A 17,622-nucleotide genomic window follows, 5' to 3' on the forward strand; every position below is an offset into this window, starting at 1 on the left:
CATGACCGACGAAAAAGACAACCCAACCCCAGAACTTGACGCCGCAGAGGCCACCTCTCTTGTCGCTTCTGAGCGCACAGACGTGGAGGTCGCCGCAGCGCCTGCGCCAGCGCCTGCCGACGATGAACCGAGCTTGGAGGATTTCAAACCCACCATGCCAGGCAACATCAACCCCGAGGTGTTGCAAAACATCGTGGTGAACTTATCCATCGAAGTGGGCCGCGCACAAATCAAGATCAAAGATTTGATGCGTCTGACCCAAGGCAGCGTGGTCGAGCTGGACCGCATTGCGGGCGAACCGCTGGACCTGTTGGTGAACAACTCGATCGTGGCTCAGGGTGAAATTGTGTTGGTGAACGACCGCTATGGTGTTCGCCTGACGCGTGTGGTGCCTTCTTCTGAGCGCCTCAAACTCATCTAACTGTTCATGTGAATGAACGCGCATCTCATTGACCCTCAGGCCATGCTGCGTTTGCGTGCCTTGTGCAAACTCGACCATGCCCGTGTGGCGCGTTTGTGCGGACTGACCCCAGCCCAGGTACGTGAGTTGGAAGCGGATGGCCAAGGCCAATTCACCTCGCCACAGGCCAAGGTTCAAGCCGCTTTGAAAATTGCCTGCACCCTCAGCGGCACGCAAGCCAATGGCATGCCCGTGATCAATGTGTTTCGATCGCGAGCAGTTCGCGATGGCGCGGGAATGCAGCTACCCCCCATCAAAATTGAGCAGCCCCCTGCCCCCAAAGCCAAGTTTCCAGACACGCCGGAATTCTCTAAGCTGCTGCTGATCTTTGTGGTGTTGGTGTTCTTGCTGGTGGCCGTGGCCATGCCACTGCTCTACACCCTGCCCTCACCACCGCCCAAGCTGTCTTGATCAAGACACAAAAAAACGCCTGCAAGAGCAGGCGTTTTTCATGGGCTCAGGCCATCAATTGGCGTTAATTTTGCGGCCATTCAGAGGCTGAACAGGACGTGCATTGCGCTTGAAGGGGAAGTCCATGACTTGCTTTTTGCCAATCTCCACAGGCGTCTTCAAGATGTAGAAGCTCACGCCTTCTGTGCAAGGTGGCGTGGTCAACGAGCCTTCATAGTTGTAGTGCGTCAACGCGGCGGGCACCAAACTGCTGGGGTCAAACTTGAGCTTGTCCACCACCACTTCTGGGCCTTCGGTCTTAGGGGCGTTGTTCCACAGGGTTTGAATGGCGGCGTTGTCTTTGCCGTCATTGAGCAGCACGCCTAACACAGCCAGCTTGCCATCGGCATTTTTATGGACAAAGTGCGCCACCATGGCCATGGGCTTGCCGTCAATTTGCTCTTCGCTTGGGCGGTGGAAGTGGAACTGCAACAGGTTGTACACATCTTTGTTGATCTTCAATGTGCTGCCCGGCTCCACATTGACTTGGATGGTGTGGCCATTGTTCAAGATCTTCAGTGGGCCTTCTTTGTAGTTGACCACCAACACGTCTTTGGATTTCTCAAAAGGACCTGTGATGTTCAAGGGCGCTTGTTTGGTGCCTTTGCCGCAGGTGGGGAACTCGTCGCCCCAATTTTCTGGGCCCATGTCACCGGCATAGTCCCAATGCACGGCATGGCCTTTTTTGTGGCCTTTGGCGTCAGAATGTTCAGCGGCACAGTCTGCCAATACTTTGACTTTTTGCCCCGCTGCAGCCAATGCCCTTTGCGCCGCGCAAATGGATTTCAATCGGGAGGACCACTCGGCCATCTCCATGGCCTTTTGGAAGGCGCTGATGGTTTCGGGGTCATCAGCACCATTGGTCAACAAGCGCAGTGCGCCGAGCCCCAATTGGCGTTCGCTGGTCACAGGGCCTTTTTGAGCCTTGATGAATGCTTCGTAGTCTTGCAAGACCACGCCGTTGGTGAATGACTCTTTCAAAGCCTCCAGTTGTTTGGCGGCTGGCTCAGACTCTTCCAGCCTGTCTTTGGCGTCTTCCAATGCCTTGGTCAGTTTGTCGAGTTCTGCTTGTGCTTCTGTCGCGCCTTCGCTGGCTTCGGTCAGTTCGCCCATGGCATGGTTTTTACCGGTGTAGCTCCAGTAACCAAAAACCAAAGCGCCTGCGAGCAGCAGGCCCATGACGATTTCAATGATCAGTCTTAAATATTTTTTCATGGCCATTCACTTGAGTGGGTGCAATTTGAGGAAGCCAAACAACAACGCGCAGGGCACGCACCTGTTCGGGCTGGTCAGTGGGTATCGGCATGATTTGACACAAGCTTTAATTTCCACAGAGATTGGCAAATTATTGCCGCAACCAATAAAAACAATAAAAGCACTAAAAACAGGCCCGCACTGCATCAACTTAGAATGGAGAGCTTCTTTCACAGCCTCTGGATCAACACCATGAACCGCTGCTTTTATCCCCACGGGGAGGCTCAGCCATGAGCCGCAAAGTCTTCATCAAAACCTTCGGTTGCCAAATGAACGAGTACGACTCGGACAAGATGGTGGACGTGCTGGGCGAAGCCCAAGGTTACGAAAAAACCAACGATGTCGAACAAGCCGACCTGATCGTCTTCAACACCTGTTCGGTGCGCGAAAAAGCCCAAGAAAAAGTGTTTTCTGACCTCGGCCGCATCCAACACTTGAAAGCCAAGGGCGTCAAGATTGCGGTGGGCGGCTGCGTGGCCAGCCAAGAGGGCGCCACCATCATTGCCCGCGCACCTTATGTGGACGTGGTGTTTGGGCCACAAACTTTGCACCGTTTGCCTGAGTTGCTGAACCAGCGCGAATCGCTCATGCGCCCGCAAGTGGACATCAGCTTTCCAGAGATCGAAAAGTTTGACCACCTGCCGCCTGCCCGCGTCGACGGCGGCAGCGCCTATGTGAGCATCATGGAAGGCTGCAGCAAATATTGCAGCTACTGCGTGGTGCCCTACACGCGTGGCGAAGAGGTGAGCCGCCCGTTTGACGATGTGTTGGTGGAGGTTGCAGGCCTGGCCGCACAGGGCGTGAAAGAAGTCACGCTGCTGGGGCAAAACGTCAACGCCTACCGCGGTGCCATGGGTGGCACGGCTGAGATTGCCGACTTTGCGCTGATGATTGAGTACGTGGCCGAGATCCCGGGCATCGAACGCATCCGCTACACCACCAGCCACCCCAACGAGTTCACGCAACGCTTGATTGATGTGTATGCCAAGGTGCCGCAGTTGGTGAGCCATTTGCACTTGCCCGTGCAGCACGGCAGCGACCGCATTTTGATGGCCATGAAGCGCGGCTACACCGCCATGGAATACAAAAGCACGGTGAAAAAGCTGCGCGCCATTCGCCCCGACATGGCGATGAGCTCAGACTTCATTGTGGGTTTTCCTGGCGAGACCGAAGAAGACCACCAAAAGCTGATCAAGCTCATGCACGATGTGACCTTTGACAACTCGTTCAGCTTCATCTTCAGCCCCCGCCCAGGCACGCCTGCAGCCAACCTGCATGACGATACCCCCCACGAGGTGAAGCTGCGCCGCTTGCAAGAGGTGCAAAAAATCATCGAAGACAACATGCACGACATCAACGTGCAACGCGTGGGCACGGTGCAACGTGTGTTGGTGGATGGTTATGCCAAGAAAGACGCCACCGAGCTGCGTGCCCGCACCGAGTGCAACCGCATCGTCAATTTCCAAGGCGGCCCCAACCCTGAGCGACTGATGAACCAACTGATTGATGTGAAGATCACGCAGGCCAACCCGCATTCCCTGCGGGGTGAGGTGTTGGTGAAAGAGACGGCTTAACGGGTTCAGCGCATGCCGGGGAAGCCGCCGCCCCCCATCATGCCTTTCATGCCGCCGAGCTTTTTCATCATCTTCATCATGCCGCCGCCGCTCATCTTCTTCATCATGGTTTGCATTTGCTCAAACTCTTTGAGCAAGCGGTTGACGTCTTGCACTTGCACGCCAGCGCCTTCGGCAATGCGGCGCTTGCGCGTGGCTTTGATGAGGTCGGGCTTGCGGCGCTCTAGCAAGGTCATGCTGTGGATGATGCCTTGCTTGCGGCCTATGTCTTTCTCGGCCTTGTCCATGTCGACCTGACCGGCTTTGGCCGCCATTTGGGTGGGCAATTTGTCCATGAGGCTGGACAGGCCGCCCATGGAGCGCATTTGCTGAATTTGTGCAAGAAAGTCGTTCAAATCAAATGCATCTCCGCGTTTGACCTTGTCGGCCAGTTTTTGGGCCGCTGCCATGTCCACACCCGCCGTGACCTGCTCGACCAAGGCCAAGATGTCGCCCATGCCCAACACACGGCCAGCGTGGCGGGTGGCATCAAACAGTTCCAAGCCGTCCAGCTTCTCGCTGGTACCCGCAAACTTGATGGGTGCGCCTGTGATTTGCCGCACCGACAAGGCCGCACCGCCACGAGAGTCGCCATCGAGTTTGGTCAGCACAATGCCGGTCAAGGGCAGCGCATCGCTGAAGGCCTTGGCCGTGTTGATGGCGTCTTGGCCTTGCATGGCGTCCACCACAAACAAGGTCTCGATCGGGTTCAAGACGCGGTGCAGCTCTTTGATCTCGGCCATCAAGGCCTCGTCAATCGCCAAGCGACCCGCAGTGTCGACCAGCAGCACATCAAAGTAATGCTTGCGTGCGTAGTCGAGCGCAGCGCGCGCGATGTCGGCGGGCTTTTGGTCGGGCGAACTAGGGAACCATTCGGCGCCCGCTTGGGCGGTGACGGTTTTGAGCTGCTCAATGGCCGCGGGACGGTACACGTCGCCCGAGACGGTCAGCACTTTTTTCTTGCGTTGGTTGATGAGCCAACGCGCCAGCTTGGCGGTGGTGGTGGTTTTACCCGCGCCTTGCAAACCAGCCATCAAAATCACAGCGGGCGGTTGGGCGGCAAGATTCAAGTCGCTCACGCCCTCGCCCATGGTGGCCGCCAGCTCTTGGTTGACGATGGCGACCAAGGCTTGGCCGGGTTTGAGTGAGCCCACCACATCTTGGCCTAAAGCTTTGTCTTTGACGCGGGCAATGAAGTCGCGCACCACGGGCAGCGCCACGTCGGCTTCGAGCAAAGCCATGCGCACCTCGCGCAACATGTCGGCCACATTGCTTTCTGTGATGCGGGCCTGTCCGCTGATGTGTTTGACGAGGCGCGAAAGTTTGTCGGTCAGGGCTGAGGCCATAAAACCCCCTTTGAGGTGCTGTTTGTGCGTGTGTAGCAAAACGCTAAACTGTTGTCATGATTTTAGCCAGCGACATTTCGCTCAACCTTTGGCTTGGCGTTCCCACGGCAGCCGCCTACGCCCTCACGGCTCTGATTGGCCCGCGCGTGGCCCCCAGCATGGGTCACCGCTTGATCGTGGCGCCTTGGCTGCTGCATGGCTTGGGTCTTGTGGTCGCTCTGTTTGCCCCGCAAGACGGTGGTCTGCGATTTGGTTTTGCACCTGCGCTGTCCGTCACCCTGTGGTTGGTGATCACTTTTTACACGCTCGAACAACACTGGTTTCCGCAATTGCGCTCCCGCTGGACCTTGTCTTTTCTGGGCGCTTTCGTGGTGATGTTGGCTTGCGTGTTTCCCGGCAACGCGTTGCACACACAGACCTCGCCTTTGCTGCCTTTGCATCTGGCGTTGGGAGTGGCGTCCTATGGTTTGTTTGCGGCAGCCGTGGTGCATGCAGCGATGATGACCCGGGTGGAGAAAAACATGCGCATGGGCGCTGACACGCATGTGGGCTTGCCGCTGCTGACGCTGGAGCGGCTGACCTTTCGGTTTGTGACTGCTGGATTTGTGTTGCTGACGGCGACCTTGGCAGCTGGTTGGTTGTTTGGTGACAGTTTGTATGGCCAACAAGCGGCGTGGCGTTGGGATCACAAAACTGTTTTCTCCCTCATGGCTTGGTTGACTTTTGCGGTGCTGTTGATTGCACGCAGTCGTTTTGGCTGGCGCGGGCGCAAAGCCGTGCGTGTCCTCTACATTGGCACGAGTCTGTTGATGTTGGGCTATGCGGGCTCGCGCTTTGTTTTGGAAGTGGTGTTGGGTCGAGTCGCATGAAGTACCTGATCCTGCTGCTCATCGTTGTGGGGGCGATTTGGTGGCTGCGCCTACAACGCAAGCCCAAAGCGCCACCTGCCAAACCCACAGGTCCACAAGAGATGGTGGCCTGCGTGCATTGCGGCACGCATGTGCCAGAGAGCGAAATCACGCAGGGTGCCAAGGGCGCGTATTGCAGCCCAGCACACCGCGATAGCCATGAAGGTTGAGGCCATGACGCCGATGTGGCACAACGGCTGGTACCGCTTTGCCAAACACACGCCGTCGCCCAACTTTGGACCGCGCCCCGCCCACACCTCGATTGATTTGGTGGTGGTGCACGCCATCAGCCTGCCGCCTGGCGAGTACGGTGGCCCGCAAATTGAAGCGCTCTTTACCAACACGCTCGACTGGGATGCGCACCCTTACTTCCAACACATACGCGGCGCCGAAGTGTCCGCGCACTTTGTGATTCGCCGCGATGGCGCACTGATTCAGTTTGTCAGCTGCGACGACCGCGCGTGGCATGCTGGCCAATCCAGTTTTCAAGGGCGCGACAACTGCAATGATTTTTCGATAGGCATTGAACTCGAAGGCTTGGACGGTCTCAGCTTTGAAACCCCTCAGTATGAAACGCTGAGCAGCGTGTGCGCAGCCATCGCACAACACTACCAACTGCATCACATCCTGGGTCACGAACATGTGGCCCCCAATCGCAAACTCGATCCGGGTGCAGGCTTTGATTGGGCGCTTTTGCAGCGATCTTTGGGATGGTCTGACGACAGTTTTCCTGTGAAGAATTAATTTTCTGTCATTCATCAAAAAAAAATTAATTTCGCAGATTTTGTAAATTTAGATTTCAGTCTGAGACGCCATGCGCATCTGCGCCCTAAACAACTTGAAATACGGCGTCAACCTTAGATCTCTCATCCAATCTCCCACCAACACTGAGCTCAAACAGGTGTCAAAAAATCAACGTGCAGGTCACTTCATTTGACGAGATTTCAAATGTAAGCATTTCCTACCAAAACACTACCTGTAGCGTCTTGGCACACCATCGAACACCAGATATAGTGTCGACTTGGATTTTTGAAAAGTGGTCAATGCACCGCTTTTGCAAGGCACGATTGAACTGCTCATAAGGAAGAAAAAAGACATGCAAACTGCAGAAACCGCTGTGCACACCACCCCCATGGGTCACACTTCTGTCGCTCACGACCGCGCGCTCTCCCAAACCCCCACCTTGTTGACGCATTACCAAATCATCCGCCGCAATGGCGCTGTGGTTCCGTTCGAACCCGCCAAGATTGCTGTGGCCATGATGAAGGCATTTTTGGCCGTGCACGGCACGCAAGGCGCGGCATCGGCCAGCGTTCGTGAGATGGTCGAAGCCCTCACCCAAGGCGTGGTCCGCGCCCTGATGCGTTCACGCCCAGGCGGCGGCACCTTCCACATCGAAGATGTACAAGACCAAGTCGAATTGGGCTTGATGCGTGGTGGTCACCACGAAATTGCACGTGTCTACGTGCTCTACCGCGAGCGACGTAACCAAGAACGCGCCCATGTCAAAGAAGAAAAAGCCCCAGCAGCGCCAACTTTGCACGTGATGGACCACGGCCAACGCGTCGCCTTAGACCTGAACAACCTGCAACGGCTGATCAACGACTCATGCGCAGGCTTGGGGGCTGACGTCAAACCCGAACCCATCATGGCCGAGACCATGCGCAACCTATACGACGGTGTGCCGATGGACGAGGTCTACAAGGCCGCGATCTTGGCCACCCGTACGCTGATCGAAAAAGACCCAGACTACACCTACGCCACCGCACGTTTGTTGATGCACACCATCGCCAAAGAAGTGTTGGGCAAAGAGGTGCTGCACGCAGACATGGGTCAGCACTATGCAGAGTACTTCCCTCAGTTCATTCAAAAAGGGGTGGACAACGAATTGCTCGACCCAGCCATGCTGCAGTTTGACTTGCCACGCTTGGGCGCAGCCCTCAAAGCCAGCCGAGATTTGCAGTTCGATTACCTGGGCCTGCAAACCTTGTATGACCGCTACTTTTTGCATGTGCGCAAGACACGGATTGAGTTGCCGCAAGCTTTCTTCATGCGTGTGGCCATGGGCCTGTCGCTCAACGAAGTCGACCGCGAAACCCGCGCCATTGAGTTCTATGAAGTGCTGTCGTCGTTTGACTTCATGTCCAGCACACCTACCTTGTTCAACAGCGGGACCTTGCGGTCACAGCTGTCTAGTTGCTACTTGTCGACCGTGCCTGACAACTTAGACGGCATCTACGAGTTGATCAAAGAAAACGCACTGCTGTCTAAATTTGCGGGTGGTTTGGGCAATGACTGGACGCGTGTGCGTGCATTGGGCAGCCACATCAAAGGCACCAATGGCGAATCTCAAGGCGTGGTGCCCTTCTTGAAAGTCGTCAACGACACCGCCGTAGCGGTGAACCAAGGCGGCAAGCGCAAAGGCGCAGTGTGTACCTATCTCGAGACCTGGCACTTGGACATCGAAGAGTTCCTTGAGTTGCGCAAAAACACCGGTGACGACCGCCGTCGTACCCACGACATGAACACCGCCAACTGGATTCCTGACTTGTTCATGCGTCGCGTGATGGAAAAAGGCGAGTGGACCTTGTTCTCTCCCTCTGATGTGCCTGATTTGCACGACTTGTTCGGCACTGCTTTTGAAACCGCCTATGTGGCCTACGAAGCCAAAGCCAAGCGCGGCGAAATCAAGCCTAGCAAAACTTTGCAAGCCACGGACATGTGGCGCAAGATGCTCACCATGCTGTTTGAAACGGGTCACCCATGGATCACGTTCAAAGACCCATGCAACGTGCGCTCCCCCCAACAACACGTGGGTGTGGTGCACTCGTCTAACTTGTGTACCGAGATCACACTCAACACCAGCGACACCGAGACTGCGGTATGTAATTTGGGCTCCGTCAACCTGTCTCAGCACTTGATAGACGGCCCCAACGGCAAAGAGCTCGACCACGACAAGCTCAAGCGCACCATCAAAGTGGCCATGCGCATGCTCGACAACGTGATCGACATCAACTACTACGCCGTCAAGAAAGCACGTGACTCCAATCTGCGTCACCGCCCTGTGGGCTTAGGGCTCATGGCCTTCCAAGACAGCTTGTACGAAATGCGCGTGCCTTATGCCTCACAAGCTGCAGTTGAGTTTGCGGACCGCTCCATGGAGGCCGTTTGCTATTACGCTTACTGGGCCTCATCCGAATTGGCCAAAGAGCGCGGCCAATATGCCAGCTACAAAGGTTCGCTTTGGGACCAAGGCATCTTGCCCATCGATTCGCTCGACATGTTGTCTCAAGCGCGGGGTGGCTACCTAGAAGTCGACCGCAGCAAGACCATGGATTGGGATGCACTGCGCACCAAGATCGCCAAAGACGGTATGCGTAACTCCAATTGCGTGGCCATCGCACCCACAGCCACCATCTCCAACATCATTGGTGTAGATGCCTCCATCGAGCCTTGCTTTGGCAACTTATCCGTCAAGTCCAACTTGTCGGGTGAATTCACCATCATCAACCACTATCTGGTGCGCGACTTGAAGCGCCTGGGTTTGTGGGACGACGTGATGGTGATGGACCTCAAACACTTTGACGGCTCGTTGCGCCCCATTGACCGCGTGCCACAAGAGGTCAAAGCCTTGTACGCCACAGCGTTTGAAGTGGATGCCACATGGTTGGTTGAAGCTGCGTCGCGCCGCCAAAAGTGGATCGACCAAGCCCAATCGCTCAACATCTACATGGCAGGCGCATCCGGCAAAAAACTCGATGAGACCTACAAGCTCGCATGGTTACGCGGCTTAAAAACCACCTACTACCTTCGCACCTCCAGCGCGCAGCAAGTTGAGAAATCAACTGTACAAGCTGGCTCACACAACGCGGTGTCTTCGGGCCCAGCTGCCGGTGGTATGAGTGCTCTCGAAGCAGCCGCCGCTGCTGCGCAAACGCAGATGAATGCCATTCCCGCCACAGACATTGCGTTCTGCGGTGTGGATGACCCCACCTGCGAATCGTGTCAGTGATACAACAAAAACTTGTAACGACGATCACGAATGCTTTGCGTTTGTCTTCGTTGCATTCATAATTCACACATTGGATAAAAACTTATGTTGACCTGGGACGAAGAAGTCAAGCCCTCATCGCCATCACCTCTTGCAAGCGGACTACCTCACCGCTCGATGGAACTGCCACCTCTTTCTGCGACACCTGCTGATCAGCCTGTTGCGGCAACCCGTACTCTGAATGACGGCGCCACAGTGCCTCTGGCAGCCACCGCGCAGGCCAAGCCCAGCCCAGCACCCTCTGCCACTGCCACCAGCACACGTCGCGTGACAGCTGCTGACAAGCGCATCATCAACGGCCAAACCGACGTCAACCAGTTGGTGCCGTTCAAGTACAAATGGGCTTGGGAAAAATACCTTGCCACCTGCGCCAACCACTGGATGCCGCAAGAAGTCAACATGACGCGCGACATCGCTTTGTGGAAAGACCCCAATGGACTGACAGATGACGAGCGCCGCTTGATCATGCGCAACCTCGGCTTCTTCGTGACCGCTGACTCATTGGCCGCCAACAACATCGTGTTGGGCACTTACCGTCACATCACCGCGCCAGAGTGTCGTCAGTTCTTGCTGCGCCAAGCATTTGAAGAAGCGATTCACACGCACGCCTACCAGTACATCGTCGAGTCTTTGGGCTTGGATGAAGGCGAGATCTTCAACGCCTACCATGAAGTCAAATCAATCCGCGACAAAGATGAGTTCCTGATTCCCTTCATCGAAGCCATCATGGACCCCAACTTCCACACGGGCACATTGCAAAACGACCAAACACTCTTGAAGTCGCTGATCGTGTTCGCTTGCTTGATGGAAGGCTTGTTTTTCTACGTGGGCTTCACCCAAATTTTGGCGCTCGGGCGTCAAAACAAAATGACCGGTGCAGCTGAACAGTACCAATACATCTTGCGCGACGAGTCCATGCATTGCAACTTTGGCATCGACTTGATCAACCAAATCAAACTCGAAAACCCTCAGCTGTGGACACCCGAGTTCAAGGAAGAGATCAACGCCTTGTTCATGACAGCCGTCGAACTTGAATACCGCTATGCCGAAGACACCATGCCTCGTGGCGTGTTGGGCTTGAACGCCTCGATGTTCAAGGGCTACTTGCGCTACATCGCCAACCGACGTGCAACACAAATCGGTTTAGAGGCGCTGTTCCCCAACGAGGAGAACCCGTTCCCTTGGATGAGCGAGATGATCGACCTCAAGAAAGAACGTAACTTCTTCGAAACCCGAGTGATTGAGTACCAATCGGGTGGTGCTCTTTCTTGGGATTGATGAATTTCAACGACATGTCACCTCATTTGTCTGCCGCCTACGAAAACGTCCGTGATAGAGACGTCGTGTCAGACACACCCTGTTCATGGGGTTGGACCCGGGTCCAGCGCCATGAATCGCTTTGCACACAAAACCCGTGCGAAGTGTTTTTCACCCAATGATCTAAATTCGATCTAGGAGAACAGAAATGGCAACTGCAAAAAAACCGGCCGCTAAAAAGGCCCCTGCAAAGAAAGCTGTCGCGGCCAAAAAGCCAGCAGCTAAGAAAGTCGCGGCTAAAAAGCCTGCAGCTAAAAAAGTAGCGGTCAAAAAGCCCGCTGCTAAAAAAGTCGCAGCTAAGAAGCCAGCAGCTAAAAAAGTAGCGGCCAAAAAGCCTGCTGCCAAAAAAGTTGCAGCTAAGAAGCCAGCAGCTAAAAAAGTAGCCGCTAAAAAGCCTGCTGCCAAAAAGGTAGCCGCCAAGAAAACAGCTGCTAAAAAGCCTGCTGCCAAAAAACCAGCTGCGAAAAAAGCCGCTAAAAAGCCTGCTGCAAAGAAAGCTGCGAAAGCACCCGCTGCCCGCGCACAGACCACGTTGAACCCGCAAGCTGCTTGGCCTTTCCCAACAGCAAGCAAGCCTTAATCGTCACTGATCAAGGCTCGGTTTACCGATGCTCAAGCCCGTCGCCGCAAGGCCTCGGGCTTTTTCTTTGCCCGCTCTTTGCCCGCTATTTGGCTGACCGCGCCCGCACAAGCTCGGCTTAGTCAGGCATGGATAAACCATCCACGCTGTAGTTTTGTGGGCCGCGTTGGGCAATTTTGAGAGCACCCACTTGGTTACCCAAAGCGGCGCATTTGGCCAAAGACCAGCCTTGCTCCAAACCAAACAACAGCGCACCGCGCCAAGCATCACCGCAACCTGTGGGGTCGACGACAGCCGAGGCCTTCACGGGCGGCACCAGGGTCATTTCACCGTTGATCCACACTTCGCAACCTTGGGCACCCAAGGTAACGATCAGGCCTTGGACGCGGCGTGAAAGTTCTGCATGGCTCAGACCCGTGCGGTCGCTCAGCATCTTGCCTTCGTAGTCGTTGACAGTAACCCAAGTCGCTTGGTCGATGAACCTCAACAAGTCAGCGCCATCAAACATCGGCAGACCTTGGCCAGGATCGAACACAAATGGGATATCGGCCGCCTTGAGTTGCTCGGCATGCTGAATCATGGCATCGCGCCCATCGGGCGAGATGATGGCCAACTTGATGTCGTCACGTTTTTCAATCTTGGTGAGATGCGCTTGCATCATCGCCCCGGGGTGAAAGGCTGTGATTTGGTTGTTGTCACGGTCGGTCATGATCATGGCTTGCGCGGTATAGCTGCCTTCGACTTGACGAACGTACTCGGTTGAGATGCCCAAGGTTGTGAGACGCTGCAAATAGTCAGCTGCATCCGTACCCAAGGTGGCCATGGGCACGGGCGTGCCGCCCAATGCTTTCAAACTGTAGGCAATGTTGCCAGCGCAACCCCCAAAGTCACGACGCAAGGCGGGTACCAAGAAAGACACGTTCAAGATGTGTAATTGATCCGGCAAGATTTGCTCAGCAAATCGACCTTCAAAACTCATGATGGAGTCAAACGCGAGCGAGCCGCAAATCAGCGATGCCATACAAGAACTTTCAAAAATTAAGGGTAAAAAATGAAGGCACGAAAACCAATGACGCGCTGGCTCACCTTGTCATCTAAGTCAAAGTTCAAGGTCGTGCGCACATCGCGCAAGGCTTGGACATGGTCTTTGCCAGACAACTCTTGTGCGGTGAATACACGACGTACCAAGATTTGGTCTTGTAAATCGGTCAGGCTCAACTCCAAAGCTGGCATGGCCACGGGATGGTGTTGCGTATTTTTCAAACGCAGCTGAACGGTGTAGCCACCTTGCGGGTTTTCGGTAAAGCTGCTGCTTTCAATCAGGACTGCCTCGGGTTCACGAGGCCAGGTGATTTCGCAAGCGCAAAGGGATGCGAGCAAGGGGCGCACAGCGGGCTCATGTGCAGCCAACCAATTGCGTTGGACAAGCACCCACTGCATGACCAAGGTCATCAACAGCAACGTAGCCCCCGCCAGCCACGCAACAGGCATAGCGACATCGACAGAAGCAGCCGAGGGTGCGCTGGCCGAGGCAGGTGCCATCGCCGCACGAAACAGCGAAGGCGCATGGGCACTAGGCTGAGGTGGCGCCGGGATTTCGGTGGACGCTTCAAAGTGCAAGGCCGCCTCAAACACATGTGAACAGCGTCCACACCGCACCCAGCCCTTGGCAAGCTCGAGCTGTTGGGGTGACACCTTAAAGGCAGTCTGGCATTCGGGGCAGTGGGTGATGTGCATGTCAGCAGTGTGCGGTCATCAAAATCCAGCCGTCTTGCGTGTCGCTCACTTGCAGTGTGCAATACGGCGCGTAAGCATCTTTGAGCTCTTGGGCTTGTCGCTCCAAGATGCCAGCCAACACCAATTGTCCACCAGGGGCCACGTGGTTGCGTAGCAACGGAGCCAAAACCTTGAGCGGCGTGGCCAAAATATTGGCCAACACAGTTTGGTAGTGGCCCGAGGCTTTGTCGGGCAAGCCTGTGTTCAAGCGCACGTGGTTGGCATCGGCATTGCGCTCTGTGGCCGTCACTGCGGCGTTGTCAATGTCAACGGCATCAACCTGGTTGGCACCGTGCATGGCCGCGCCAATGGCCAAAATGCCAGAACCACAGCCGTAGTCCAGCACGCGTTGATGGCTCATGTCATGTGAGGCAATCCAACGCAAGCACATGCGGGTGGTGGGGTGTGTGCCGGTGCCAAATGCCAGACCTGGGTCCAGTCGAATGATGTGTTGGGCTTGCTCGGGTGGCTCGTGCCATGTTGGAACAATCCAAAACTCAGGCGTTATTTCTACGGGCGCAAATTGCGACTGCGTCAAACGCACCCAGTCTTGAACAGCAACCGGTTGAATCCCCAGCACTTGACTGTCGGCAAAAAAATCTTGCAAGCTCAACAAACGTGAAGCGTCTTGGGCCATCGACTCTTGGTCAAACAAGGCAATGATGCGCGAACGCTTCCAGCCTTCTTTGGGTGGCGGCATGCCGGGCTCTCCAAACAAGGCTTGCTCGGCATCGGTTTGGGCATCGGCGTCTTCGACAGACACACTCAGGGCGTCGAGTGCATCCAGCGCCTCGCAAGCAGCTTCAACACTTTCTTCGGGGCACATCAGACGCAACTCAAACATCAGCGCTTGTGAGCAGCGAGCCACTCTTCCAAGTAGTGAATGTTGGTGCCACCGGCCATGAACTTGGCGTCCACCATCAATTCGCGGTGCAACGCAATGTTGGTGTTGATGCCTTCCACCAAGGTTTCGTTCAATGCCGTACGCATGCGAGCCAAGGCTTCGTCCCGGGTGTCACCGTGCACAATGATTTTGCCGATCATGGAGTCGTAGTTAGGCGGCACGGAGTAGTTGGTGTAGATGTGTGAATCCACTCGCACGCCAGGGCCACCGGGCGCGTGCCACATGGTGATGCGGCCAGGCGAGGGGGTGAACTTAAACGGGTCTTCCGCGTTGATACGGCACTCGATCGAGTGGCCACGCACTTGGATGTCACGCTGTAAGAACGGCAGCTTCAAGCCAGCCGCCACCATGATTTGCGTTTTCACAATGTCCACGCCGGTGATGAATTCGGTCACAGGGTGTTCCACCTGGACGCGGGTGTTCATTTCAATGAAATAAAACTCGCCGTTTTCGTACAAAAACTCAAACGTACCCGCACCGCGGTAATTGATCTTTTTACAAGCTGCCGTACAACGCTCGCCAATCTTTTCGATCAACTTGCGTGGAATGCCGGGAGCCGGCGCTTCTTCAATCACTTTTTGGTGCCGACGCTGCATGGAGCAATCGCGCTCACCCAAATACACCGCGCTCTTGTGTTTATCAGCCAAGATTTGAATTTCGATGTGGCGAGGGTTTTGCAGGTATTTCTCCATGTAAACCGCGGGATTGCCAAATACCGAGCCCGCTTCGGCTTTGGTCATGGCCACCGCGTTGATCAGGGCAGCTTCGGTATGCACCACGCGCATGCCGCGACCACCCCCACCGCCAGCAGCTTTGATGATGACGGGGTAGCCCACGCTCTTGGCGATGCGCTTGATGGTGGCAGGATCGTCAGGCAACTCGCCTTCAGAGCCGGGTACGCATGGCACACCCGCTTTGATCATGGCTTGCTTGGCCGACACCTTGTCGCCCATGATGCGAATGGATTCAGCGGTTGGGCCTATGAATTGAAAGCCACTCTTTTCAACGCGTTCAGCAAAGTCGGCGTTTTCGCTCAAAAAACCATAGCCAGGATGAATGGCTTCAGAGTCTGTCACTTCAGCCGCCGCAATGATGGCAGGCATGTTGAGGTAGCTCAGCGCGGATGACGCAGGGCCAATACACACGGCTTCGTCAGCCAATTTGACGTACTTGGCGTCACGGTCGGCTTCTGAATAGACCATCACCGCTTTGACACCCAGTTCTCGACAGGCGCGTTGAATACGCAGGGCGATTTCGCCACGGTTGGCGATCAGGATTTTTTTAAACATGAACGACTCGCCCCTTATTCAATGATGAACAGGGGTGCGCCGTATTCCACTGCCTGGCCGTTTTCGGCCAAGATTTTGGTGATCGTGCCAGCCTTGTCAGCTTCAATCTCGTTCAAGATCTTCATGGCTTCGATGATGCAGATGGTCTCGCCTTCTTTGACCTGTTGGCCGACTTCGGCAAACGATTTGGCACCTGGGCTAGAGGAGCGGTAGAAGGTACCCACCATCGGCGACTTGACGACATGACCAGCCGACACGGCCTCGACCTCGGGGGCTGCAACTGGCGTTGGGGCAGCTGCCACGGGCGCAGCCACTGGCATGGGTGCAGCCATTTGCGTCACCATCGCCACAGGCGCTGGCGCACTCTTAACGATACGGACCGTGCCTTCTGCCTCTGTGATTTCGAGTTCAGACACATTGGAGTCAGAGACCAGGTCTATCAACGTCTTGAGTTTTCGCAAATCCATAACTACATCCTATTTGTTGTAAATAAGCAGCTAATTTACACCAATTTACAAATCAGAAGTTGTTAAAACTACCTAGGCCACCCATTTGCGCATGTCTTCGGAACTCAATTTCCCCATTTTTCTCTGAATCACACGCCCTCGCGCATCCAAAACCACGGTGAAGGGCAAACCACCCACCTCGTTGCCAAGATTTTTGCCCAGTTCTGTTCCGTTCAACCCAGCCAAGCCAATGGCGTAACTCACTGGATATTGGCTCAAAAACTGACGAACTCGGCTCGGTTGATCAATCGCTAAACCAAGGACTTGCCAGCCATTTTTTTGATTTTGACGAAAGAAGACGTCAATTAAAGGCATTTCCTCTACACAAGGTGAGCACCAAGTGGCCCAAAAGTTAACCACCAAGGGGCGGCCCTGAAAAGCAGACATGGGCAAAGTTTCACCTGTGGGGGTGTCAAACTCAGCCGCCCAAAAAGTTTGCATCACATCCGTTGCGATGTCATTTGAGCCTTGCACCGCATGACGCTGCCAAGCCACGCCAGCACCTGCGATAGCCGCCAGCGCCGCCACCCCTGCATACATGGCCGTACGTCTATTTGTATTGATCGTCATTCAACATCCTTCATTAACTTATTTAATGCCGCCAAATCTCCGCGATACGATCTGCCTTGCCCATCTGGCTTCAAGGCGCCACGCAGATCGTCTAAGTCATAAATCATCAGGTGGACCAGCACTTTTTGGGGCAAGCCTGGGCAAGCACACAAAATGCTCAGGGCATCAATGGCCTCGCCTTGAAAACCTTGAACCGTGCTGACCTCATAGCGCACTTGGTGGTCAATCAGGCTAATCTCAGCTGATTTGGAGTCATCGCAGAACAACTGCAGATAAATGTCTGACAAACCGGTGGCCGTGCCCCGCCAGACCGCACCGCCCAAATGCGGTCTGAAGGCTGCCATGCGCGCCATCCACTGCGCGGCCAACTCGCGCAAGACCTTGAGTTCGGCCGACTGCGTGTCGGCACAAAAAAGCGCAAGGTACTCGCGCACGGCCTCTTCCACTTGGTCGTTGTTGGGCAACTGCGCACGGGCGTTCAAACCCAGCTGCTTGACCGCGCGACGCTTAGCGGGGCCATATTCCAGCCCCTCTTCCACCACCATGCGGGCTGCGGTGGCTGCAATTTCTTCTTGAACCGTATTCATATAGGGCGTGA

General features: G+C 55.2%; 18 protein-coding genes. 9 read left to right on the plus strand and 9 right to left on the minus strand.

Features of this window, described 5'->3' with window-relative positions; all coding sequences use genetic code 11:
- Window position 1 precedes the first annotated feature (1 nt).
- Window positions 2-421, plus strand: coding sequence for a flagellar motor switch protein FliN (gene fliN / locus V7Q41_RS05915; protein ID WP_333844163.1), 420 nt, complete (start codon window positions 2-4; stop codon window positions 419-421).
- Between the two features lie 12 nt (window positions 422-433).
- On the plus strand, window positions 434-871 hold the full coding sequence (locus V7Q41_RS05920) for a hypothetical protein (RefSeq protein ID WP_333844167.1): 438 nt from the start codon (window positions 434-436) through the stop codon (window positions 869-871).
- Window positions 872-925: 54 nt separating this feature from the next.
- Here V7Q41_RS05920 and V7Q41_RS05925 read toward each other — a convergent pair whose 3' ends face one another.
- Window positions 926-2,125: a carbonic anhydrase gene (locus V7Q41_RS05925; RefSeq protein ID WP_333844169.1), complete on the minus strand. Its 1,200-nt coding sequence runs from the start codon at window positions 2,123-2,125 to the stop codon at window positions 926-928.
- A 269-nt stretch (window positions 2,126-2,394) separates the two neighbouring features.
- On the opposite strand from V7Q41_RS05925, the gene miaB reads away from it, so the two are divergent.
- A complete protein-coding gene (gene miaB, locus V7Q41_RS05930) occupies window positions 2,395-3,738 on the plus strand; it encodes a tRNA (N6-isopentenyl adenosine(37)-C2)-methylthiotransferase MiaB (RefSeq protein WP_333844170.1) in 1,344 nt (447 codons plus the stop codon).
- 5 nt (window positions 3,739-3,743) lie between these two features.
- On the opposite strand, the gene ffh is transcribed toward miaB, so the two are convergent.
- Window positions 3,744-5,123, minus strand: a complete 1,380-nt coding sequence (gene ffh, locus V7Q41_RS05935; RefSeq protein ID WP_333844172.1) for a signal recognition particle protein — start codon at window positions 5,121-5,123, stop codon at window positions 3,744-3,746.
- A gap of 56 nt (window positions 5,124-5,179) precedes the next feature.
- On the opposite strand from ffh, the gene V7Q41_RS05940 reads away from it, so the two are divergent.
- The 6 genes from V7Q41_RS05940 to V7Q41_RS05965 all read left to right on the plus strand — a co-directional run bounded on the left by V7Q41_RS05940 (window position 5,180) and on the right by V7Q41_RS05965 (window position 11,979).
- The gene (locus tag V7Q41_RS05940) at window positions 5,180-5,992 is read left to right on the plus strand and encodes a cytochrome C assembly family protein (protein ID WP_333844174.1); all 813 of its coding nucleotides are present in this window, start codon (window positions 5,180-5,182) and stop codon (window positions 5,990-5,992) included.
- Window positions 5,989-6,201 carry a PP0621 family protein gene (locus V7Q41_RS05945; protein WP_333844176.1) on the plus strand — a complete coding sequence of 71 codons (213 nt, stop codon included), beginning with the start codon at window positions 5,989-5,991 and terminating at the stop codon, window positions 6,199-6,201. Before V7Q41_RS05940 ends, V7Q41_RS05945 begins: the two co-directional genes overlap by 4 nt.
- A 4-nt stretch (window positions 6,202-6,205) precedes the next feature.
- Complete coding sequence (gene ampD / locus V7Q41_RS05950) at window positions 6,206-6,775, plus strand: 1,6-anhydro-N-acetylmuramyl-L-alanine amidase AmpD (protein WP_333844179.1); 570 nt, start codon at window positions 6,206-6,208, stop codon at window positions 6,773-6,775.
- Window positions 6,776-7,127: 352 nt separating this feature from the next.
- Window positions 7,128-10,043: a ribonucleoside-diphosphate reductase subunit alpha gene (locus V7Q41_RS05955; RefSeq protein WP_442918808.1), complete on the plus strand. Its 2,916-nt coding sequence runs from the start codon at window positions 7,128-7,130 to the stop codon at window positions 10,041-10,043.
- A gap of 84 nt (window positions 10,044-10,127) precedes the next feature.
- Window positions 10,128-11,360, plus strand: a complete 1,233-nt coding sequence (locus V7Q41_RS05960; protein ID WP_333844181.1) for a ribonucleotide-diphosphate reductase subunit beta — start codon at window positions 10,128-10,130, stop codon at window positions 11,358-11,360.
- A 187-nt stretch (window positions 11,361-11,547) separates the two neighbouring features.
- Complete coding sequence (locus tag V7Q41_RS05965) at window positions 11,548-11,979, plus strand: histone H1-like DNA-binding protein (protein WP_333844184.1); 432 nt, start codon at window positions 11,548-11,550, stop codon at window positions 11,977-11,979.
- 118 nt (window positions 11,980-12,097) lie between these two features.
- On the opposite strand, the gene V7Q41_RS05970 is transcribed toward V7Q41_RS05965, so the two are convergent.
- The 7 genes from V7Q41_RS05970 to V7Q41_RS06000 form a co-directional block, all read right to left on the minus strand.
- Window positions 12,098-13,000, minus strand: a complete 903-nt coding sequence (locus V7Q41_RS05970) for a carbohydrate kinase family protein (protein ID WP_333844186.1) — start codon at window positions 12,998-13,000, stop codon at window positions 12,098-12,100.
- 17 nt (window positions 13,001-13,017) lie between these two features.
- Window positions 13,018-13,716, minus strand: a complete 699-nt coding sequence (locus V7Q41_RS05975) for a zinc-ribbon and DUF3426 domain-containing protein (RefSeq protein WP_333844189.1) — start codon at window positions 13,714-13,716, stop codon at window positions 13,018-13,020.
- A gap of 1 nt (window position 13,717) precedes the next feature.
- The gene (prmA, locus tag V7Q41_RS05980) at window positions 13,718-14,599 is read right to left on the minus strand and encodes a 50S ribosomal protein L11 methyltransferase (protein WP_333844257.1); all 882 of its coding nucleotides are present in this window, start codon (window positions 14,597-14,599) and stop codon (window positions 13,718-13,720) included.
- Window positions 14,599-15,948: an acetyl-CoA carboxylase biotin carboxylase subunit gene (gene accC, locus V7Q41_RS05985; protein ID WP_333844191.1), complete on the minus strand. Its 1,350-nt coding sequence runs from the start codon at window positions 15,946-15,948 to the stop codon at window positions 14,599-14,601. Before accC ends, prmA begins: the two co-directional genes overlap by 1 nt.
- Before the next feature lie 14 nt (window positions 15,949-15,962).
- Window positions 15,963-16,415 carry an acetyl-CoA carboxylase biotin carboxyl carrier protein gene (gene accB / locus V7Q41_RS05990; RefSeq protein WP_333844193.1) on the minus strand — a complete coding sequence of 151 codons (453 nt, stop codon included), beginning with the start codon at window positions 16,413-16,415 and terminating at the stop codon, window positions 15,963-15,965.
- 72 nt (window positions 16,416-16,487) lie between these two features.
- Window positions 16,488-17,024, minus strand: a complete 537-nt coding sequence (locus V7Q41_RS05995; protein WP_333844195.1) for a TlpA family protein disulfide reductase — start codon at window positions 17,022-17,024, stop codon at window positions 16,488-16,490.
- On the minus strand, window positions 17,021-17,611 hold the full coding sequence (locus V7Q41_RS06000) for a hypothetical protein (protein WP_333844197.1): 591 nt from the start codon (window positions 17,609-17,611) through the stop codon (window positions 17,021-17,023). Before V7Q41_RS06000 ends, V7Q41_RS05995 begins: the two co-directional genes overlap by 4 nt.
- Window positions 17,612-17,622: the final 11 nt, after the last annotated feature.

It is taken from the genome of Limnohabitans sp. (genome assembly GCF_036804465.1).
GTDB lineage: Bacteria > Pseudomonadota > Gammaproteobacteria > Burkholderiales > Burkholderiaceae_C > Limnohabitans.